Consider the following 20,667-nt stretch of genomic DNA (forward strand, 5'->3'; position numbering starts at 1 on the left):
GTTTCCTCGAAGCAGGGTCAGTGGTTGTGGCGCGGCGTGCGTTCGGCGATGCGCCGGTACTTCAGGGCCATGTCGAGCGTGGCGCCGTCCACCAGCTGGCCGGTGTGGCTGCGGTACATCTCTTCCCATGGGGACTGGCTGGGTGGCACTGGCGGCGTCGGCAGCTCGCGCTTGCGGCGCTCGATCTCGTCGACCGGCACCAGCGCGTCGCAGCGGCCGGCATTCAGGTCGATGCGGATCACATCGCCGGTCTGCAGCCAGCTCAAGCCACCGCCGGCGGCGCTTTCGGGCGACACGTTCAGGATCGACGGGCTGTCAGCCGTGCCCGACTGGCGGCCATCGCCCAGCGTGGGCAGCGCGACGATGCCGCGCTGGATGAGCGCATCGGGCGGTTGCATGTTCACCACCTCGGCCGAGCCCGGCCAGCCGATGGGGCCGGCGCCACGCATCACGAGGATGCAGCCTTCGTCGATCTCGAGCGCCGGGTCGTTGATGCGGGCGTGGTAGTCGTCGGCGCCGTCGAACACCACGGCGCGCGCTTCGAAGACGCCCTCGTGCCCCGGCCGGCTCAGGTAGCGCTCGCGAAAGCGCTGCGAGATCACCGACGTCTTCATGATGCCGAAGTCGAACAGGTTGCCGCTCAGCACCAGGAAGCCGGCTTTCTGCATGAGCGGCGCGTCGAACGGGCGGATCACGTCACGATCGGTGGGCGCGCGGCCCTCGATGTTTTGCGCCACCGTCTTGCCGGTGACGCTCGCGCAACCACCATGCAGGCGACCGGCCTGCTGCAGCTCCCACATCAGCGCCGACACGCCGCCGGCGCGGAAGAATCGTTCGCCGAGAAACTTGCCGGCGGGCTGCATGTTCAGCAGCAGCGGCAGGTCGTAGGCGTGCTCGGTCCAGTCTTCGGGGCGCAACTCCACGCCGGCATGGCGGGCCATCGCCATGATGTGCACTTGCGCGTTGCTGGAGCCCCCCGCCACGCTGACGATCGACAGCGCGTTGAGAAAACTCTCGCGGCTGAGGATGCGTGACGGGCGCAAGTCCTCGAAGGCCATGCCGACGATGCGCCGCCCGGTCTCGTAGGCCATCTGGCCGCGCTCGCGGTACGGCGCGGGAATGGCCGCGCAGCCGGGCAACGAGAGCCCCAGCGCCTCGGCCACCGCATTCATGGTCGAGGCCGTGCCCATCGTGTTGCAGTGGCCGGCCGAGGGGGCGCTGCTGCAGGCGCGCTGCATGAATTCTTCTTCGTCGATCTCGCCGGCCGCTAGCTGCCGGCGGCTGCGCCAGATGACCGTGCCCGAGCCCACCAGCTCGCCGTCATGCCAGCCGTCGAGCATGGGCCCGCCCGACAGCACGATGGCCGGGATGTCGACGGTCGACGCGGCCATGATGCCGGCCGGTGTGGTCTTGTCGCAGCCGGTGGTCAGCACCACCGCGTCGATCGGGTAGCCGTACAGAATCTCGACCAGGCCCAGGTAGGCCAGGTTGCGGTCGAGCGCTGCGCTCGGGCGGCGGCAGTTCTCGAAGATCGGGTGCACCGGGAACTCGATCGGGACGCCTCCCGCGTCGCGAATGCCGTCGCGCACCCGGCGCGCGAGCTCCAGGTGAATGCGGTTGCACGGCGAGAGGTCGCTGCCCGTCTGCGCGATGCCGACGATGGGCCGGCCGGAGCGGAGCTCTTCGGGCGTCAGCCCGTAGTTCATGAAGCGCTCCAGGTAGAGCGCCGTCATGTCGGAGCGTTGGGGGTCGGCAAACCATTCGCGCGAGCGAAAGCGCCGACCGGCTCGGTGGTCCATGGCCGTCGTGGGAGAAGAAGGTGGAGGGAAGGCGGCGGCGCCGCCTCCCGTGGTGTGCCGCTTACTTGGCGGCGGTCGTGCCGCCGCGCACCTTGGCCAGCTCGGCGTTCATCTCGGCGGTGGAGTCTTCGCCGAATTCCTTGCTGAACTTGGCCAGCACCGGCTGCAGCTTGCTGCGCATCTTGGCGTGCTCGGCCGCGGGCAGCTCGGTGATCTGCATGCCGGCCTTCTTCAGATCGGCGAGCGCCGTCTCGGAAAACGCGCGAATGGTCTTGCGCTCGTAGGCGGTGGCTTCACGCGCAGCCTCCTGCACGATCTTGCGTTCGTCGGCCGAGAGGCCATCCCACGTCTTCTTCGCCAGCAGCAGCACCCAGGCGCTGTACATGTGCCGCGAGAGCACCATGTGCTTCTGCACTTCGTAGAACTTGCTCGCGAGGATGGTGGCCGCCGGGTTCTCCTGGCCGTCTACCGCCGCCTGCTCCATCGCCGTGTAGAGCTCGGTGAAGGGCATGGGCGTGGCGTTGGCGCCGAGGGCGTTGAAGGTGTCGAGGAAGAGCGGGCTCTGGATGACGCGCAGCTTCAGGCCGCTCAGGTCGTCGGCCTTCTGCACCGGCCGGCGCGAGTTGGTGACGTGGCGGAAGCCGTTCTCCCAGAAGGCGAGGCCGATGAGGCCCTTGTCGGGCAGCGTGGCCAGCAGCTTCTGGCCGAACGGGCCGTCGAGCACGGCGTCGGCCTCCTTCTCGTTGTTGAAGGTCATGGGCAGGTTCAGCACGCCGAAGGGCTTGACCAGCGAGACGAGCGTGGAGCTGTCGGGGATGGTCATCTCCAGCGTGCCGCCGCGCAGGGCCGAGGTCATGCTGATGTCGTTGCCGAGCGAGCCGCTGGTGTAGACCCGCGCGGTGAGCTTGCCGCCGCTCTTGGCGGCCAGCTGGTCGGCGAAGAACTTAAGCGCCTTCGCCTGCGGATGCTCTTCGTTGAGGCCGGTGCCGATCTTGAATACGTGCTGCGCCGCCGCGGGGGCAACCAGGGCGGCCAGCAGGGCGGCCGCGACGCCGAGTGATCTGATTTTCATGATGTCTCCGTGATGAGGATTGCGAGGCGCGGACACCCTGCCTCGACGTGCCGGCCCTCTGTGAAGCCGATCAGTGGGGCTGAAGGCTAGGTGAGCCCCCAGGGCCGGTCCACTGACTTTTTCGCTAGCATCGATTCCAAATGGTGATGAGTCCGGACAAGCCTTCTGGCAAACCCTTGGCCTTGGCGCAGGTCGCGCGGCTGCGCTTCCGGCATCTGCAGTTCCTCGACATCCTGGGCAAGACGCGCAACCTGCGCCTCACCGCCGAGCAGATGCACATCACGCAGCCGGCCGCCACCAAGGTGCTGATGGACATCGAAGAGATGCTCGAGTCGACCCTGTTCGACCGCCTGCCGCGCGGCATGCGCCCCAACGAGCTGGGCCTCTTCACCTTGCGCTATGCGCACGCCGCACTCGACGGCCACCGCAAGTTCGTCGACGAGTTCAGCACCTTGAAGCAAGGCGGGCACGGCCATGTGTCGATCGGCGCCATCTCGGGCTCGGCCGCACACCTGCTGATCGCCGCGGTGGCCGAGCTGCAGCGCCTGCGCCCGCTGCTGGTGGTGAAGGTGCTGGAACAGAGCAGCGACCAGCTCATCGTGTGGCTGGCCGAACGCAAGATCGACGTGATGATCGGCCGCTTCACCGACGAATCGCAACGCGCCCAGTTCCAGTACGAGAAGCTCGCCGGCGAAGGCCTGCAGGTCACGGCGGGTGTGCACCACCCACTGCGCGGGCCCACCGCACCGAGCCTGCTGGAGCTGTCGCACTGGCCGTGGATTCTTTACCCGACGTCGACCGCGCTGCGCAGGGTGTCGGACGACATCTTCAGCCGCACAGGCCTGTCGCTCACCTCAGGCATCGTCGAGACGCCGTCGTTCCTGTTCGCACTCGAGCTGATGCAGAGCACCAACATGCTGTCGCTTCAGCCGGCGGCGCTGGTGGACAAGTACGTGCGGCGAGGCCTGCTGACGCGCATCGCGGCCGAGCTGCCCGATCGCATGCCCGACTTCGGGATGATCACGCTGCAGGGGGAGCCGCCGAGCACGGCGGCGCAGGCGTTCATGGATGTGATGCGACAGCTTGCGGGGCAGGTGGAAGACGCGGCGTAGGTCAGCCAATGCCCGGTGCAGACTGAATCGAGGCGCTCAGCTGCGCTCGCCCATCAGGCGCCGCCGCCGAGCCATGCCGACAGCCGATGCTCGCAAGTCTTGAAGACGACATAGGCCACGCAGCTCACGAAGCCTTGCGCAACCAGTTCGATCAATTGTTGAAGGGCGCCGTCCATCAATGCCATCACACCGTGTTCGCGCAGCAGCTGCAGATTCGCCGCCAGCAAGCTGACGAGATTCAAGGTGCCAAGCGCACCAACCAGGAAGCTCACGCCGAGGACGACAAACGTGAGCCAAAGCCGAGACAGCACGACTCTTTGGAACAAGGTGTTGATCATGGTTGCCGGCCAGATGACGATCCGTGAGTCGCTGGGGGCGGCCGGGAACTTACAGATGCGCGCTTGGTGCTGTGGATGCCTCGTGAGGCCGCGCGACGAGCGGAGGAAGATCTGCGCGAGAGTCGGGAGCAGACTGCCTGCGGTCGGTCACCGTCTAGACTCTCGGCGACCGGTTTGCCTGAGAGCTGACGTTGGGGAATGCCTGACGAAAACCGTGCATCCCTTCGGCAGCTTCGTATCGCGTTGGGATACTTGCCAGACAAACTGGGAGGAAACATGACGCGCGTCCGTCGCCTTGAAGTTCGCAACTTCCGCTCGATACAGGCACTTGATTGGACGCCGTCCAACGGCGTGAACTGTCTAGTTGGCCCGGGTGACAGTGGCAAGTCGACCATCCTTGATGCCATCGACCTGTGCCTTGGAGCGCGCAGGAGCGCACCTTTCGGCGACACGGACTTCTTCAGCCTGGACGTCACGCGGACCATCGTGATTGCGGTCACGCTCGGTGGACTACCGGACGCCCTGAAGAACATCGACACCTACGGAGAGTTTCTCCGCGGATTTGATCTCGGCACAGGATTGCTTGAAGACGAACCGCGCGCAGGACTAGAAACGGTTTTGACGCTGAAGCTGGAGGTCAAGGGCGACCTTGAGCCAAGTTGGACGCTTCAATCCGACCGAGCCACCAACCAGCAACTGGAACGGTCTCTGGCCTGGAAGGACCGCAGCCTCCTTACGCCAGCCCGAATCGGGACCTACGCGAACACGAACCTTTCCTGGGCTAGGGGCTCGGTGTTGAACCGACTTACGGAAGAGCGCGCGAACCTTGGATCGGAACTCGCCGACGCAGCACGTGCCGCCCGGGCCACCTTCGGAGCGCAGGCTGGCCCCCAACTCGCCCAGACCCTGCAACTGGTCGCTCAGACAGCTACCGACCTGGGCGTAGCCGTCGGCGCGAGCGCTCAGGCGCTACTTGATGCTCACTCGGTCTCGATTAGCGATGGTGCTATAGCCCTCCACAGCGAAGCCGGCATTCCTCTTCGGTCGCTGGGAACCGGTTCGGGGCGGCTCCTTGTCGCGGGTTTACAGAGGGCCGCAGCGGCGGCTGCAACCATCGCCTTGGTAGACGAAGTCGAGTACGGACTTGAGCCGCATCGGCTTATGCGGTTGCTCGACTCACTCGGTGCGAAAGACGCGACTCAGCCGCTGCAGGTCTTTATGACTACCCATTCACCGGTGACGCTCAGGGAACTCGCTGGCAACCAGCTTTTCGTCGTGCGCGAGCGTTTGGGCATCCACACAGCCACATGCGCCGGTACGGACGACGGCATTCAGGGTACCTTGCGCAAGGCAGCCGAGGCCTTCCTGTCCAAGTCCGTCATCGTCTGCGAGGGTGCGAGTGAGGTCGGATTCGCTCGCGGTATGGATCAGTGGTGGGTCCACTGTGGTGCGACGTCATTTCTGGCCCGCGGAGGCTCATACGTGGACGCAGGCGGAGGAAGCCCCGACCAATGCTTCATACGAGGTGAGGCGTTCCTCAAACTGGGCTATCGCGTCCTCGTCTTCGTCGACGCGGACAAGCCAGTTTCGACCGTCGGACTCGTTGAGAGATTCATTGCGAATGGCGGGCAGTACCTCACATGGCGACCGGGCTTGGCACTTGAGGACGAGCTATTCCTCCATTCAAGCAATGACGCCGTGCATGCGCTGCTGAATAAAGCGGACGAGATGGTCGGCCGCGAGCTCATGGCTGAGCACGTTAAGTCGAAGTCGCACGGACAAGTCACCTTGGATTCCATAGAGGCCGAACGGATGAATGGCGGCTACACGCCTGCGAGTCGAGCATTGCTCGGACTTGCCGCTCGCAACAACAAGAACGGCTGGTTCAAGTCAGTGACTGGTTTCCAGGAAATCGCTAAGGACGTCGTCGGACCTCACATTGCGAATGCAGAGCCGGGCTTCGTCCAAATTGCGAACCAACTCTGGGGATGGACGAGTGCCGCCGCCTGAAATCGATATCTTTCAGGCGCGCCTAGGCTCAGTGACCGCCCCGGCCGGATGCGGCAAGACCCAGCTCATCGCGGACGCGCTGAGTCAGCACACCGACATCAAGCCAGTCTTGGTGTTGACGCACACCAACGCTGGAGTCACCGCTCTACGCGCGAGGCTCCAGCGCGGAGGCGTCCCGAGCTCAGCGTACAGGGTGTCGACCATCGACGGTTTCGCGATGCAGTTGGCGGCAAAGTTTCCTCTCCGCGTGGGCCTCGATGCACGCGTTCTCGAGCTGGCCAACCCGAACGCCGACTACCCAGCTATCCGAGTCGCCGTTCGAGGTCTCCTACAGGCAGGTCACATCGGTGACCCCATCGCTTCGACTTATTCGCGCTTGCTGGTGGACGAGTATCAAGACTGCAACACCGCGCAGCACGCCATCGTCTGTTCCATCGCGCAAGCGCTGCCCTCCTGCATTCTTGGTGACCCGATGCAGGCGATATTCGGCTTCCGCGACCCGCTGGTTCACTGGGAGCGTGAGGCTCAGGCCGCGTTCCCGCCCATCGGCTCGCTGCAGACCCCTTGGCGATGGCGCCTCGCAGGCATGGACGCACTGGGGGCTTGGCTACTGCAAGCCCGGGCATCATTGCAGGCCGGTCAACCTGTGGATCTGCGTGGAGCGCCAGAGGGCGTCCAGTGGGTTCAACTGACCCGAGGCATGGAAGTGCAGCAGCGACTGGCGGCCGCCCGGACGGAAGCGCCAATCCGAGACGGCCGCGTTTTGGTGATTGGCGACTCCATGAATGTCAACGGTCGCCACCAACTCACCATGCAGACACCGGGCGCCACCTCCGTCGAGGCTGTCGACCTGAAGGACCTAGTGAGCTTCGCCCGCCAGTTCGACTTAGGGAATCCAAACGCGCTGCGACGGCTTGCCGAGTTCGCGACTTCACTGATGACCGAGGTAGGCACTGCCAACTTACTCGCGCGAGTCGAAACGATACGAGGCGGCCGAGCCCGCACGCCGGCAACGCACGCAGAAGCCGCAGCAGTGGCGTTCATGGCGTCTCCCAGTCACACGACCTCGATTGACGTGCTCCAGGCCCTCGCGGACCAACGCGGTGCGCGTGTCTACCGACCCGAAGTGCTGCATTGCTGTATCTCGGCGTTGAGAGCAGCCGGAGGCGAAGGTGGGTTCATTGGTGCGGCAATGCGAGCCCGTGAGCGAAACCGCCATCGGGGCCGGCCGCTGGGCCGGCGCGCCGTTGGAAGCACTCTTCTTCTTAAAGGGCTGGAGGCTGACGTCGCGGTCATTCTTGAGCCCGAGCGCATGACTGCACAGCACCTCTACGTGGCGCTCACGCGAGGCGCAAGGCGAGTCGTTGTTTGCTCGGCGACGCCTTTGCTAACGCCCGCCGCAGGCCGCTAGCGGATGCTCATTCAAGAACTGAGCTCACCCTCTCCGTGGTGAGGTTCGGCCTTCGACGACCGCTCCGCGCTCTAAATCGGATGTGCGCTACCGAACACCGAGCTTCTGCTTCCGCTGCAGAACAGTCTTGGGAGCGAGCAATAGCAGCAATGCATACGCTCCCCGCGTCGTCCTGTCGCTGCATAGCCATGCTCCTGGCCTGCGTGCAGCGCAGTCTCACGCTGGAGAGCTCGACACTGCAGTGAGTCGAGGCTTCATCGCTTGCGACGATCAGGCTGGCTGCGCCCCCTTCGTGTCGACGGCCTTGTTCAGGCGGTCAAGCAGCGAGAACAAGGTCTCGATGCTGAAGCCCGCGAGGAATGCCATCCCGAACGGGATGGACGACACGACCGGCATCGCGTGGCTCGGCTCGGCACTGGTCGGCACCCAGAACCACCCGATGATCACCCCCGCGAGGCCACCGAGTGCAATTCGCAAAGACAGCGACAGCATGCTGAGCACGGTCGGGTTCCGCGCCAACGCATGAGTGCCGCTGACGAGCACGAAATCGCGCATCAGATACACGCAAGCCCCAAGCAGGCCGTAGAGGCCGGGCAGCAGCCAGACGACCAGGAGGTTGATCTTCGACTTGATGAAGTAGATCGTGCTCCAGGGTGAATAGCTGGCGAACTGCGTGGGAATGTTGGCCGAGCGCAGGAAGCAGTCGATGCTTTCGGTGTACGCATCGACGTCGCTCACGGCCACTTCGGTCTTGTTGAGACTGACCCGCATCGCCTTGAGTGGTTTCTTGCAGTCGGGGATCGGGAGCCTGGGGTATTTCTCCGTGTATTCGGACTTGCCTGCGGCAGTCCTGCCGCCTGGGGCCTCAGGGCCAGCTCCCGTCGGTGGAAAGTTCATCTCACCCTTGCGCGCGAGCAATTGCTTTTGCTCGTCAAACAGGTCATAGCTGTTCGACGGTGTGTTCAGCGCGGCCGCGAAGCGCTGCCACCAGTCCGGGCCGATGCTCGTCAGGACGGGCGGCACCAGCAAGTCGGCCGACGATTGGGTCAGCAGCAGCTGGATCGCTTCGCCCTTCTCGGCGAGGCGCCGGGCGTCTTCCACCAGCTTCTGGTAGGCATCGAGTTGCGCCAGGGGCGGGGTCTGCACGTTCAGGACTCGCTCGTACCTGAACATCTTCCACGCGTGGTACAGCTTCTCCCGGGGCATTTCGGCCACCCACTCCTGGTACTCACGCAACGCGGTATCCGCCTTGTGCAGTTGCGAACTCTGAAATGCCAGGTAGCAGGTCAACAACAGCGTGAGGAGGCCGATGCCGAAGGGCACGATGTTGGCGAAGGCAAAGCGGAACTGACCGACGAGCGTGCGACGTCGGACGAGTTGCCTCAAGGTGAGAGGTGCGATTGCCAAGGCCAACGCGTTCAGCTCGCGGTACAGCGACTCGGTGATTCGCTGACGGTCGGCCGCCCCACCCGATACGGCGGCAGCTTTGCTGATGGCGTTGAAGATCCGCGTATCCGCAGGCAGCTTTCCATTGCGCGCGGCGTACTCGGCGAGGATCTCGGCCTCCTCAATCAGTCTTCGGAGATCGGACGTCGAAGGCATGAACGCCTCCTAAACCAGGATGCCCTGGACCCAGCCATACGGCGTGGGGCACGCGCACCGCGCGCCAGGAGGCCCTGCGTAGGGTGCCCAGCACCAGAACTGAGGCGTCGCGCAGATGGTGCCCGGCGCGTGGGGTGGAATTTGCGCGGACGCCCTGCATGACAGGGCGAGCAGCACGGCGGTGAACAAGACGGAGCGGGTTTTCATGTCACCTTCCTCCTTACGCGGATGTGCCGGCGTGGCCGGCATGCCGCATGAGGCGAAAAGTGTCGTGCTTGCATCGTCGCTCGGCATCCTCCCATTGAATGACGGAGCGCCTGACACACATCGGCCCTTCGCCGCCGGCAAGGCAGTCACCCGTGCGCACCCCCCGCTCCGCCCGCGCCCACGCTCTCGCATCCACAAGCCACAGCGCCTTGGTACATCCGCCCCGCCCGCTGCCGCCCCAGCCACCCGGCATGGCGCATCACCTCCTTGGCTGGCAGCGGCCCACCATGGCCGAGATGAAAGGTCTGCATGCCGCCGGCCACCAGCTGCTGCAGCTGCAGGGCGACGGTCGCGGGGTCGTCTTCAAAGGGCGGGCGCCGTGCATGCTGCGTGTGCATCAGGCCGCCGAGCAGCACGCCAGACGCGACCAGGTCGCCCACCAGCGCATCGCCGCTGTCGAGCTCCAGTGACACCGAGCCCGCGGTGTGGCCCGGTGTCGGGCGAGCGCGGCCGGCGATGCCGTAGGGTGCGAGGTCGAGCGCCTGGCCGTCGGTGAGCAGGATGTCGGGCGTGAACGCCTCGTAGGGCTTCACGATGACGCCGGTGCGGAAGAAGAGCCGGCTCACCCAGCCCGTTTCGCAAAAGGTCATCGGCTTGCGGCGCTGGTAGTACGGCAGGTCGCCTTCGTGGGCCACGATGGGTGCGCCCGAGAGCTGGCGCACGCGGGCCGCGGAGCCGGCATGGTCCATGTGCGCATGGGTCACGACGATGAGGCGGATGTCCTGGAGGCCCAGGCCTTCGGCTTTCAGTGCACGCTCGATCTTGCGGTGGGAGCCGGGCACGCCGGTGTCGACCAGCACACAGCCTTGCTCACTGATGACGAGGTGGCAGTTCACCACGCCGAAGGGAACGATGGGGACGCGGACGATGCGGGGCTGAGACATGGCGAGGGGGCACAAGGGCGTTGAGGTGATGGCGCCATTCTGAGAAACGCAATCCTTGCGTGTGATGGCGAGATTGCCATCTTCGAGTGCATTACCGCCAAGCTCGCTGGCTATGATGGCGACCCATGAAGACACTGCGAATCGCCGTGCTCACCTACCGCGGCTGCATGGCCACACAGCTCTTCGGCCTGGCCGACGTGCTGCGCATCGCCAGCCAGATCGATGCCTTGCGGCACGGCAGCTCCCGTGTGCAGTTCGATGTGCAGATGGTCGGGTTCGACACGGCCGTCGCCGTGTCGGGCGGCTTGCGTCTGCCGGCGAAGCGGCCCCGCGGCACCTTCGACCTTCTCATCGTGCCCGGGCTGCTGGCCGAGCGCGGCCACCGATGGAGCACCACGCTCGCCGCCCTTGCGCCGGAGCTGGCGTTCATCGCCAAGACCTTTGCGCGTGGCACGCCGGTGGCATCGGTGTGCGTGGGCGCCTTCCTCTTGGGCGAAGCCGGCTTGCTCGACGGCCGGCAGGTCACCACCTCATGGCTCTTCGCCAAGGAGTTCGCCACGCGTTACCCCGCCGCGCGCCTGCAGGCCGATGCCATGCTGCTGGAAGACGGCGGCGTCATCACCACGGCGGCCGTGACGTCGGTGTTCGACCTGGCCCTTCACCTGGTGAAGCGGCACCTGGGCGCGGCGGCCGCCACGGCCACGGCGCAGGCCACCTTGCTGCCCACCGCCCGCACGAGCCAGGCCCCGTATGTGGACCCCGAGGCCGCCGCCTCGCCGCTGCCCAGCTTCTCGAACCGCCTGCGCGACTGGTTTGATTCCCGCCTCGCCGAGCCCTACGACCTGCAACGTGTGGCGCGCGCCTTCCACGTGAGCGGCCGCACCTTGATGCGCCGGGTGAAGGCGGAAACCGGCGACTCGCCGCTCACGATGCTGCAGCACGCACGGGTCGACAAGGCCCGTCGTCTGCTCGCCAGCACCCGCTGGAGCGTGGCGCGCATCACCCAGGAAGTGGGGTACAACGACGCCGCCACTTTTGCCCGGCTCTTCGCCCGCCGTGTCGGCGAGCCGCCCTCGGCCTACCGCAAACGATGAGCCCCAACGTGAACACACCCGACTCCGCCACCGTCGTCGCCCACACCCGAGCCTGGCTCGAACACGCGGTGATCGGCCTCAACCTCTGCCCCTTCGCCAAGGCCGTGCAGGCCAAGGGCCAGGTGCGCTACGTGGTGAGCGAGGCGACCGACCCCGAAGCGCTGCTCGCGCAGTTGCTCGATGAGATGCAGAGGCTCGTCGACACCGACCCGGCGGAGGTCGACACCACGCTCGTCATCCACCCGCAGGTGCTGAACGACTTCTACGACTTCAACGATTTCCTCGGCTTGGCCGAAGACGCACTGGCCGACGCCGGGCACGAAGGCGTGCTGCAGCTGGCGAGCTTCCACCCCGAGTTCCAGTTCGCCGGCACCGACACCGACGACATCGGCAACGCCACCAACCGCGCGCCCTACCCCACGCTGCACTTGTTGCGCGAGGCGAGCGTCGACCGCGCCGTGGCCGCCTTTCCTGAAGCCGACGCGATCTACGAGGCCAACATCAAGACGATGGAGCGGCTCGGGCCCGAAGGCTGGGCGGCGCTGCAGGCGCGGATCAAGGCATCCCGTTGATCAGACCACCGGCAATGCGCCCCAGCTCGCGCAAGCCCTGCTGCGCCTCGGCCGTGACCGGAAAGCCGCTGCTGATGCGCAGGCAGTTGTCGTAGCGCTTCGAGTTCGAGAAGAGCGGCCCGGGCACCACCCGGATGCCCCGCTCCAGCGCCGCGTCGCTCACCCGCTGCGCTTCGCAGCCTTCGGGCAGCTGCACCCACAGCAAGAGGCTGCCGGCCGGTACGTTGAACCGCGTGCCTTCCGGGAAGCTTGCGACGATGCATTCGGCCACTTGCTCGCGCTGGGCCTTGAGCAGACGGCGCAGGCGCGCGAGGTGGCGGTCATACGCGCTGCTGGCGATGAACTCGGCCGCCGTGATCTGCGAGAGCGCTTCGTTGGCGCGGCTCTGCGCGTACTTGAGCATCTGGATGCGCGCATGCCAGCGCCCGCCGCTCACCCAGCCCAGGCGCAGGCCGGGCGCGAGCGTCTTGCGCAGCGACGCGCAGTGGATCACGCTGCCGTCGCGGTCCCACGCTTTCACCGCCTTCAGCGGCACGCCGTCGTCGCACAAGGCGCTGTAGGTGTCGTCTTCGATCACCGGCACCTCGAAGCGGCTGCACAGCTCGACGAGGCGCTGCTTGTGCGCATCGGGCATCACGCAGCCGAGCGGGTTCTGGAAGTTGGGCACGACGACGACCGCCTGGATGCGCTCATGCGTCTGCAGCGCGAGTTCCAGCGCCTCGATCGAAAGGCCGGTGCTCGGGCTGGTCGGGATCTCGAGCGCGCGCAGGCTCAGGCTTTCCAGCACCTGCAACAGGCCGTAGTAGGCGGGCGACTCCACGGCCACCGTGTCGCCCGGCTGGCACACCGCGCGCAGCGCGACGTTGAGCGACTCCACGCAGCCTTGCGTGATCACGATGTCGTGTGCGGTGAGCTGCATGCCGGCATCAAGCGCGCGGCGGGCGAGCACCGCGCGCAGTCCGGCATCGCCCGACGAACCCACGGGTTTGACCAGCAGGTCGGGGTGCTGGCGCAGGGCGCGCATGGCGGCGTTCTTCAGCGCCTCGCCGGGGTACTGCTCGGGGGCGGCATAGGCGGCGGCAAAGTCGTGCTTGACCGCGCTGCGCTCGCCCTGCGCGACGAAGGCCGACACGCGGTCGTGGATGCCGACGTAGCGCGCAGCATCCACCGCCTCCGCCGTGTCGGGCTCGCGTGCGGGCGGCATCGCCAGGCGCCGGGCCATGCGCACGAAATAGCCCGAGCGGGGCCGCGCCTCGAGAAGGCCTTCGTCTTCGAGGTGGCGGCAGGCCTGCAGCGCGGTCGACAGGCTGACCTGGTGCAGCCGCGTCATCGAGCGCACCGAGGGCATGCGGGCGCCGGGTGCGAGCGTGCCGGCGCGGATGGCGCCGCGGTAGTGGTGCGCGACGCGCTGATACAGGGGCTCGGAGGCGAGGTTCGTTTCCACGGTGTCCATGATGCAGGCCGCAGGCGCGGGCAGACCGGAACAGATGCCAGCTTACTGCGCCATAACAGGCGCGGCGAATCCATTCTGATGCGGAACACATGGCCGTCGCCTGTGCCTGTTCGGCGCGCGATGCAATCCCTACGCTGGCAGCCATCACATCAACACGAGGCCGCCATGCTGCAAGTGCTCGGAAAGTCATCGTCGATCAACGTGCGCAAGGTGCTGTGGACCTGCGTGGAGCTGGGCCGTCCATTCGAGCAGGAGGAATGGGGCACCGGCTTTCGCGACACGAAGACCCCTGAGTTCACCGCGCTGAACCCAAACGCGATGGTGCCGGTCATCCTCGACGGCGGCTTCGTGCTCTGGGAGTCGAACACCATCTGCCGCTACCTTGCGCACAAGGCCGGCCGCACCGACCTGCTGCCGTCCGATGCGCAGGGCCGCGCTGCCGTCGAGAAGTGGATGGACTGGCAGGCCACCGAGCTCAACAACAGCTGGCGCTACGCCTTCATGGGCCTGGTGCGGCAAAGCCCGCAGCACGCCGACCGCAGCGCCATCGCAGCGAGCGTCGCCGAGTTTCACTGCCACATGGCGATGCTCGACGCGCAACTCGCCCGCACCGGCGCCTATGCGGCGGGCGACACCTTCACGCTGGCCGACGTGGTGCTCGGCTTGTCGACGCACCGCTGGCATTCGTTGCCGGTGGAGCGCCCCGCCCTGCCAGCCGTCGCCGCTTACTACGAGCGTCTGAGCACACGGCCGGGCTTTCTGCGCCACGGCCGCAACGGGCAACCCTGAGGAGCCGACATGCACACCGAATCCCAATGGCTGCAACCCGGCCAGGCGCAATCGTTATGGGTCGAACGAGGCAGCCACCTGATCGTGCAGCGCGGTGGCGCAAGGATCACCTTGCCCGCGGCGGGCTGGCTTGCCATCGGTCCGCGCGCGACGCTCACGCTCCCCGCCGGCAGCGCCCACTGTCTGCAACGCGGTGGGTGGGTGGCGCTGGAGGCCCTCGGCCCGCGATCGGCCGAGGTGCTGGTCGTCCCGCTACTCGGCGCGCGCGCCCGAGGCCTTCACCACCTTGGCCCACTTGCGCGTTTCGGAAGCGATGAGCCGGGTGAAGGCCGCCGAGCTCATGCCGCTCGGAATGGCGCCCTGCGCGAGCATGCGGTCGCGCAGCGCAGGGTTCTTGAGCGCATTGGCCGTTTCCTGCTGCACGCGGCTCACCACATCGGGTGGCGTGCCGGCCGGCGCCAGCAGGCCGAACCATGAGGTCGCCTCGTAGCCCTTGAGCGCCGGGCCGCCGGCTTCTTCGACGGTGGGCAGGTCCAGCATCGTCAAGGAGCGGGTGCTGCCGGTCACGGCCAGCGCCTTGAGCTTGCCCGACTTGATGTGCGGCATCGACGACGGGAAGTTGTCGAACATCAGGTCCATCGTGCCGCCGATCAGGTCGATGAGCGCCGGGCCCGAGCCGCGGTACGGGAAATGGACCATGAAGGTGCCACTCATGGTCTTGAAGAGTTCACCGGCGAGGTGGATGGAGGTGCCGTTGCCGGCGCTCGCCATGTTGAGCTTGCCGGGGTTGGCCTTCGCGTACTTGATGAGGTCGGCCACGCTGTTGATCTTGGCCGAGGCGGCCTTGGCGGGGTTCATCACCAGCACGTTGGGCACGTTGGCCACCAGCGTGATGGGGGCGAAGTCCTTGATGTGGTCGAAGGGCATGCTCTGGTAGAGCGCCGCGTTGATCGCGTGCGTGCCCACGGTGCCGAGCAGCAGCGTGTGGCCGTCCGGGGCCGACTTGGCCACCTCGGCGGCGCCCACGTTGCCGCCGGCACCGGCCTTGTTGTCGACGACGAAGGGCTGGCCGAAGGCTTTCTGCAGCTCGGGGGCGAGCGCACGGGCCAGCACGTCTGTCGTGCCGCCAGGGGCGAAGGGCACGACGATGCGCACCGGCTTGCTCGGCCAGCCTTGCGCATGCACGCGGGGGGTCGACAGGGTGATGGGGGCGGCGGCAGCCGCCAGCAGCAGGCGGCGACGGTCGGCAGACAGGCTCATGGGTGTGAAAAGGATGACAGCAGTGGGAGGCGGCGGACTATGCGTGCCGATCCGTACACTGCCCAGCCGGGAATGCCCTAGCCGCCGTTCCGCGGAAGACGCAGAAAAAACTACCCAGCCAAATACGTACAAAGGAGAACTTCCATGTGGATCGCCGTCGCACTTGTCGCACTCGTGGCCTTGCTGCACCTCTACTTCCTGGTGCTGGAGATGTTCCTCTGGGACACGCCCACCGGCCGCAAGGTCTTCGGCAACACGCCCGAGTTCGCGGCGGCCTCGAAGGTGCTGGCGGCCAACCAGGGGCTTTACAACGGCTTTCTGGCCGCGGGCCTTCTCTGGAGCCTGTGGCTGGGGCTGGCCGCCACGGGGCGCCCGGTCGCGCTCTTCTTCCTGGGCTGCGTGGTGGTGGCGGGGGTCTACGGCGCCCTCACCGCGAGCCGCAAGATCCTTTTCGTGCAGGCCGTGCCCGGGGCCATCGCCATCGCCGCCGTGCTCTTCATGAGCTGAGCGTACGGTGCGCCCCACGGGGCGCGTCGTCACGCCACCACAGGCGCCGCCCTCGCATGCACCGTGCGGGGGCGGTTTTTTTTGAGGCCCTCTCCAACGGGGGTACATTGCTCGCCACATGGCAGCAGCCGACCCCACGCCTTCCGCGACCCCCGGTGCGCCTCGAAGCGCGGCGGGTGCCGCACCCGATGCGGCGCACGACATCCGCAGGCGGGTGCGTGTGGCCCAGATGGCGATGGTCTTCGACCAGACCTCGGTCGCCGTGTTCGCCGCCACCGGCTTTGCCGTGGCCCTGGCGCTCTATCTGCAAGACATCATCGGCCGCGACATCGTCTACCTGTGGCTCACCATCAAGGTCGCCGTGGTGGTGCCTCGGGTGATACACGGCCTGCTCTTCCGCTGGCGCAAGAACGACTCGCTGCGCTGGCTGCACTGGGGCCGCGCAATGCTCTTCATCGACGGCGCCGCGTGGGGGCTGGCCGGTCTCATGTTCGCCGGCATCGAAGACCACTCCACGTTGACGCTGGTGGTCGCCACCCTCGCGGGCGTGAGCACCATCGCGGCCTTCGTGCTGCACGCCGACTGGCCCTCGTGCGTGGCGTACACCGCGCCCATGCAGGTGCCCGGCATCCTGATGATGCTGGCGCGCGGCGATGCGCTGGGCGCCTATGGCGCCTTCGCCACCCTCACCTTCTTCGCCCTGCTGCTGGTGTCGACCCGCCGCTCCGAGCGCCAGGTGGTGGAGATGCTGACGCTGCGCTACACCAACGAGCAGCTCACCACGCAGCTCAGCTCGGCGTTGGAGCTGGCGCGCCTGGAAAACCAGGCGAAGAACGAGTTCGTGGCCAACATGAGCCACGAGCTGCGCACGCCGCTGCACGGCATCCTTGGCGTCTCGAACATGCTGCTCAGCGGCCCCGCGGGGGCGAGCCCGCGCGAAGGGCTGGGCGTCATCCGCCGCTGCGGCGAGCACCTGCTGGGGCTCATCAACAACATCCTCGAATACTCGCGTTTCGGCGTGCAGGGGGTGAAGCTGCACCTGCAGGTGGTCGACCTGGCGCAGATCGTCGACGACAGCGTGGCGATGTGCAAACCGAGCGCCGCCGAGAAGGGCCTGCCCATCCACGGCAGCATCGACCTGCCGCGCCCCTGCGTGGCGATGGCCGACCCGTTCCGCCTGCGGCAGATCCTGCTCAACCTGATCGGCAACTCGGTGAAGTTCACCGAGAAGGGTTCGATCCGCGTCTACGCCGCCGCGACCGAAGGCGGGCGGCAGCTGCGCATCCGCGTGGAAGACACCGGCGTGGGCATCGCGCCCTCGGCGCTCGACAGCATCTTCGAGCCCTTCGTGCAGGTCGACAGCTCCAACACCCGCCGCTTCGGCGGCACCGGGCTCGGCCTCTCGATCACCCGCTCGCTGTGCGAGGCGATGGGCGGGCGCATCACCTGCCGCAGCACCCTGGGCCAGGGCTCGACCTTCGAGGTGATGCTGCCCATCGAGCTGCCGCCCACGCCCGCGCAGAGCCCGGCCTCGCTGCCGCCCGGCCACGGCGTGTCAACGGCCCGCCTGCGCGGCAAGGTGCTGCTGGCCGAAGACAACGAGGTGAACGCCATCGTGGGCGAGTCGTCGCTGGTGCGCCTGGGGCTGGAGGTCGACCGGGTGCCGAGCGGCGTGGGCGTGGTCGAGCGTGTGTGCCAGACCGAGCACCCACGGCCCGACCTCGTGCTGCTCGACTGCCAGATGCCCGAGATGGACGGCTTCGAGGCGGCGCGCCGCATCCGTGCGCACGAGGCGGAGCACCACCTGCCGCGCCTGCCGATCGTGGCCCTCACCGCCAACGTTTTCCCCGAAGACCGCGAGCAGTGCCGCGCCGCGGGCATGGACGACTACCTGGCCAAGCCCTTCGACATCGACCAACTGCGGGCCGTGCTCGCCCAGCACCTCGACGAGGCCGCGACGCAGACGCCGGCCTGAGCCGGCCCACGGTTCAGTTCGACCGGTTCAGTGCGGCAGGCCGGCGACGCCGCGGCCGCTCAAGCCGAAGCTCACCGCCGCCGCCAGCGCCTCGAAGACTTCGATGTCGGGGTGGAACTCGCGGAACACGAAATCGTAGTCTTGCGGGCGCTTGTCGCGCACCTGCGAGTCGGCGAGCAGCGTGTCGCGGAATAGCACGCGGTGCGGCAGGCCGCCGGCATGCTGGAGCGGGCACAGCCGGTCGTCGCCGTACAGGTCGGTGAAGCCCAGGCACAGGTAGGTGCGCAGCAGCGAGCGGCGCGAGCCCGCTACCACGCCGCCGATCTGCATCGCGATGCAATAGAGGTGCACGGCCTTCAGCAGGGCCAGGCGCACCTGGTGCTCGTAGCCGGGCAGCACGCACAGCCGCGTGATCTCGGCCAGCAGGCGCCCCTGCTTTTCCGGCGGCAGCTCGATGCTGCCCTCGATCTGCAGCGGTGCATGGCGGTTGCTCTGGATGCGCGCCGAGCCCACGATGCTGCCGGTCGCCTTGTCTTCGGCATAGAAGATCACGGTACCCGGCGTGCGGTCTTGCGCGTCGGCGCTGCCGAAGGCGGCGGCCTGCTCGGGCAGGTGCCGGCCGTAAGCGAGCTGACGAAGCGCCTGCACCCGCAGCAACTGCAGCTCGTCGCACACGAGCTTCACCTTGAACGGCAGGCCGAAGCCGACGGCGGTCGACGCCGGCCGCGGGATGGCGGTGATGACGGCATCGGGCCCGGTGCCGCTCGCACCGGGCAGCGGGGTCGTGCTTCTGCCCAGCTCAGGCGCACGCGAAACCGGCAGCAGCGTGGCCGGAGAAAAGTCTTCCCTGTACATGATGGTCCCTGTTGCAACCCGTGGCGTTTCGCTCTGTCGGGCTCCCAATGCAAGCATCTCAAGGCGGCGAGTCGGCACCTAGAGGGGTCACGCGCATGAGTTGTTGCGAGTTGTTTGCGCAAGCGCACCCCAGGCGTACTTGGTGACAACTTCGTTTGCTAACCCCCAAATTCAAGGGATGGCCAAGGGGTGGTCAAGTGGTCGTCAACGCACCCTTCGGCATGACGTCACTTGGCGATGGCGGGTGTCTGTGACCAGACGGTGTGCACGTCGCCGGTGTTCTCGCGCCCGCGCATCTCGCTCACCGAGAAGTACACGCGGCTGGGCGGCGGCGCTTCCACCGCCATGTCGCGCGCCACGAGGCTGGCGCCCGCGAGGTCGATGCGGCTGTTCTCGGCGCGCACGGCCACGCGGCCGGCGAGGCGCAGGTTGGTGGCGGTCACCTCGCTGTCGGTGGCGGCGAGCGCCACGTCGTCGGCTTCGACCACCGTGTCGTCGATCGTCACGGTCGAGCCCCTGAGCACGAGGCGCTTGATGCGCGCCGAGTGCACCCGCACGCCGAGGCAGTTGTCGAGCGTGAGCGTGTCGAAGCGGCCGGTGTAGCTGCGGTTGGCGTCGGCCGAGCAGGTGACGTCGCCTTGCGAGATCTCGGGCACCGTCACCGAATACTTGGGCGCAAGCGGCGCCGTCAGTGCCTCCACCAGCAACGCGCGGAAGGCCTCGGGGCTTTCAAGCATCGGCGTGTGGCCCACGCCGTCGATCACCTTGAGGCGTGCGTCGGGCAGGCGCGCGGCCAGCAGGCGGCCGGTGCGCAGCGGTGCGATGGGGTCGTCGGCACCCCAGATCACGGTGGTGGGCGCGGTGGTCTCGCGGATGGCGCGGGTGAAGTCGTGCTCCACCAGCCCGAGCCCCGCCTCGACCTGCGTGTAGCGGCCGAGCAGGGCGAAGCGGATGCCGGGGTTCTGCGCCAGCCAGCGGCTGAAGTCGAAACGGTCGTCGAGGTTGCCGAACACGCCGCGCTTGATGCCGCGCAGCCGATCGCTCACGCCGCTCAGGATGCGATCGACCGGCGCGATGCCAACCTGCGGCGTGCGCAGGTTGGCCATGTGCTGCACGTACACCGTCTTGAGCAGGATGCCGGCCGCGTCAACCAGCACGAGCCGCTCGACCTGCGCGCCATACGCATGCGCGAAGAAAAGGCTCACCGCACCGCCCAGCGAGTGACCCACCACATGCGCCTTCTGGCCCGGCGCCAGCTGCTCCAGCACCTGCGACAGCACCCGGCCGAGCGCGACGAATGAGTAGCCTTCGCCGTTGCCCGGCGAGGCGCCGAAGCCCGGCAGGTCGACCGTGATCACATGGAACTGCGCCGCCAGCGGCCGGATCACCGGCGCCCAGTCGCGGTGCGCGTTGTTGCCGAGGCCATGCACCAGCAGCACGGGCGGCGCCTTCGCATCACCCGCTTCGCCGGTCAGCACCCGCTGGCCGCCGTTGAGCTTGAGGCACTTGTATTGAAGCTGCTGCAGGCGCGGCGGGGGCAGCACGGGCGCGGCGCCCGAGGCTGGTGGCGGCACGGGCTCCACGCAGGGCGCGGTGCTCGCGGTCTGCGCCGCGGCCAGAACCCCTGTGAAGAAAAGGGCCGCGGCCACGGTCAGGTTCCGCACTCG

Annotated in this window: 17 protein-coding genes; 8 read left to right on the forward strand and 9 right to left on the reverse strand. The window is 67.2% G+C overall.

Going from position 1 to position 20,667, the window contains the following annotated elements; all coding sequences use genetic code 11:
- Positions 1-17: 17 nt before the first annotated feature.
- Positions 18-1,799, reverse strand: a complete 1,782-nt coding sequence (locus RXV79_RS17215) for an IlvD/Edd family dehydratase (RefSeq protein ID WP_316699224.1) — start codon at positions 1,797-1,799, stop codon at positions 18-20.
- 61 nt (positions 1,800-1,860) lie between these two features.
- On the reverse strand, positions 1,861-2,871 hold the full coding sequence (locus tag RXV79_RS17220; protein WP_316699226.1) for a TRAP transporter substrate-binding protein: 1,011 nt from the start codon (positions 2,869-2,871) through the stop codon (positions 1,861-1,863).
- 146 nt (positions 2,872-3,017) lie between these two features.
- Between RXV79_RS17220 and RXV79_RS17225 the strand changes: the two genes are divergently transcribed.
- Complete coding sequence (locus RXV79_RS17225) at positions 3,018-3,983, forward strand: LysR family transcriptional regulator (RefSeq protein WP_316699227.1); 966 nt, start codon at positions 3,018-3,020, stop codon at positions 3,981-3,983.
- A gap of 53 nt (positions 3,984-4,036) precedes the next feature.
- Here RXV79_RS17225 and RXV79_RS17230 read toward each other — a convergent pair whose 3' ends face one another.
- Positions 4,037-4,321, reverse strand: coding sequence for a hypothetical protein (locus RXV79_RS17230; RefSeq protein WP_316699228.1), 285 nt, complete (start codon positions 4,319-4,321; stop codon positions 4,037-4,039).
- A gap of 198 nt (positions 4,322-4,519) precedes the next feature.
- On the opposite strand from RXV79_RS17230, the gene RXV79_RS17235 reads away from it, so the two are divergent.
- Together RXV79_RS17235 and RXV79_RS17240 are read left to right on the forward strand one after the other, a co-directional pair.
- The gene (locus RXV79_RS17235) at positions 4,520-6,331 is read left to right on the forward strand and encodes an ATP-dependent nuclease (RefSeq protein ID WP_316699230.1); all 1,812 of its coding nucleotides are present in this window, start codon (positions 4,520-4,522) and stop codon (positions 6,329-6,331) included.
- Positions 6,267-7,742, forward strand: a complete 1,476-nt coding sequence (locus tag RXV79_RS17240) for a UvrD-helicase domain-containing protein (RefSeq protein WP_316699232.1) — start codon at positions 6,267-6,269, stop codon at positions 7,740-7,742. The genes RXV79_RS17235 and RXV79_RS17240 overlap by 65 nt, the downstream gene beginning before the upstream one ends.
- Positions 7,743-8,012: 270 nt before the next feature.
- Here the strand turns inward: RXV79_RS17240 and RXV79_RS17245 are convergent, their stop codons facing one another.
- Together RXV79_RS17245 and RXV79_RS17250 are read right to left on the reverse strand one after the other, a co-directional pair.
- Positions 8,013-9,344, reverse strand: coding sequence for a hypothetical protein (locus RXV79_RS17245; RefSeq protein ID WP_316699234.1), 1,332 nt, complete (start codon positions 9,342-9,344; stop codon positions 8,013-8,015).
- Between the two features lie 353 nt (positions 9,345-9,697).
- Positions 9,698-10,495, reverse strand: coding sequence for an MBL fold metallo-hydrolase (locus tag RXV79_RS17250; RefSeq protein WP_316699236.1), 798 nt, complete (start codon positions 10,493-10,495; stop codon positions 9,698-9,700).
- A 125-nt stretch (positions 10,496-10,620) separates the two neighbouring features.
- On the opposite strand from RXV79_RS17250, the gene RXV79_RS17255 reads away from it, so the two are divergent.
- Together RXV79_RS17255 and RXV79_RS17260 are read left to right on the forward strand one after the other, a co-directional pair.
- Positions 10,621-11,589 carry a GlxA family transcriptional regulator gene (locus tag RXV79_RS17255; RefSeq protein ID WP_316699238.1) on the forward strand — a complete coding sequence of 323 codons (969 nt, stop codon included), beginning with the start codon at positions 10,621-10,623 and terminating at the stop codon, positions 11,587-11,589.
- Positions 11,586-12,161 (forward strand): DUF1415 domain-containing protein, encoded by a 576-nt coding sequence (locus RXV79_RS17260; RefSeq protein WP_316699240.1) that lies wholly within the window; start codon positions 11,586-11,588, stop codon positions 12,159-12,161. The genes RXV79_RS17255 and RXV79_RS17260 overlap by 4 nt, the downstream gene beginning before the upstream one ends.
- On the opposite strand, the gene RXV79_RS17265 is transcribed toward RXV79_RS17260, so the two are convergent.
- Positions 12,145-13,614 carry an aminotransferase-like domain-containing protein gene (locus RXV79_RS17265; RefSeq protein ID WP_413816622.1) on the reverse strand — a complete coding sequence of 490 codons (1,470 nt, stop codon included), beginning with the start codon at positions 13,612-13,614 and terminating at the stop codon, positions 12,145-12,147. The genes RXV79_RS17260 and RXV79_RS17265 overlap by 17 nt on opposite strands.
- A gap of 165 nt (positions 13,615-13,779) precedes the next feature.
- Here RXV79_RS17265 and RXV79_RS17270 point away from each other — a divergent pair, with 165 nt between their 5' ends.
- Entirely contained in the window at positions 13,780-14,403 is a 624-nt protein-coding gene (locus RXV79_RS17270; RefSeq protein WP_316699243.1) for a glutathione S-transferase family protein, read from the forward strand.
- 252 nt (positions 14,404-14,655) lie between these two features.
- On the opposite strand, the gene RXV79_RS17275 is transcribed toward RXV79_RS17270, so the two are convergent.
- The gene (locus RXV79_RS17275) at positions 14,656-15,663 is read right to left on the reverse strand and encodes a tripartite tricarboxylate transporter substrate binding protein (protein WP_316699244.1); all 1,008 of its coding nucleotides are present in this window, start codon (positions 15,661-15,663) and stop codon (positions 14,656-14,658) included.
- Positions 15,664-15,807: 144 nt separating this feature from the next.
- Here RXV79_RS17275 and RXV79_RS17280 point away from each other — a divergent pair, with 144 nt between their 5' ends.
- Positions 15,808-16,170, forward strand: coding sequence for a DUF1304 domain-containing protein (locus RXV79_RS17280; RefSeq protein ID WP_316699247.1), 363 nt, complete (start codon positions 15,808-15,810; stop codon positions 16,168-16,170).
- Between the two features lie 118 nt (positions 16,171-16,288).
- Positions 16,289-18,145, forward strand: a complete 1,857-nt coding sequence (locus tag RXV79_RS17285) for an ATP-binding protein (RefSeq protein ID WP_316699249.1) — start codon at positions 16,289-16,291, stop codon at positions 18,143-18,145.
- 27 nt (positions 18,146-18,172) lie between these two features.
- On the opposite strand, the gene RXV79_RS17290 is transcribed toward RXV79_RS17285, so the two are convergent.
- A complete protein-coding gene (locus tag RXV79_RS17290) occupies positions 18,173-19,000 on the reverse strand; it encodes an N-acyl amino acid synthase FeeM domain-containing protein (protein WP_316699251.1) in 828 nt (275 codons plus the stop codon).
- 227 nt (positions 19,001-19,227) lie between these two features.
- A complete protein-coding gene (locus RXV79_RS17295) occupies positions 19,228-20,664 on the reverse strand; it encodes an alpha/beta hydrolase (protein WP_316699252.1) in 1,437 nt (478 codons plus the stop codon).
- Positions 20,665-20,667 lie beyond the last annotated feature (3 nt).

It is taken from the genome of Piscinibacter gummiphilus, from assembly GCF_032681285.1.
GTDB classification, from domain to species: domain Bacteria; phylum Pseudomonadota; class Gammaproteobacteria; order Burkholderiales; family Burkholderiaceae_C; genus Rhizobacter; species Rhizobacter gummiphilus_A.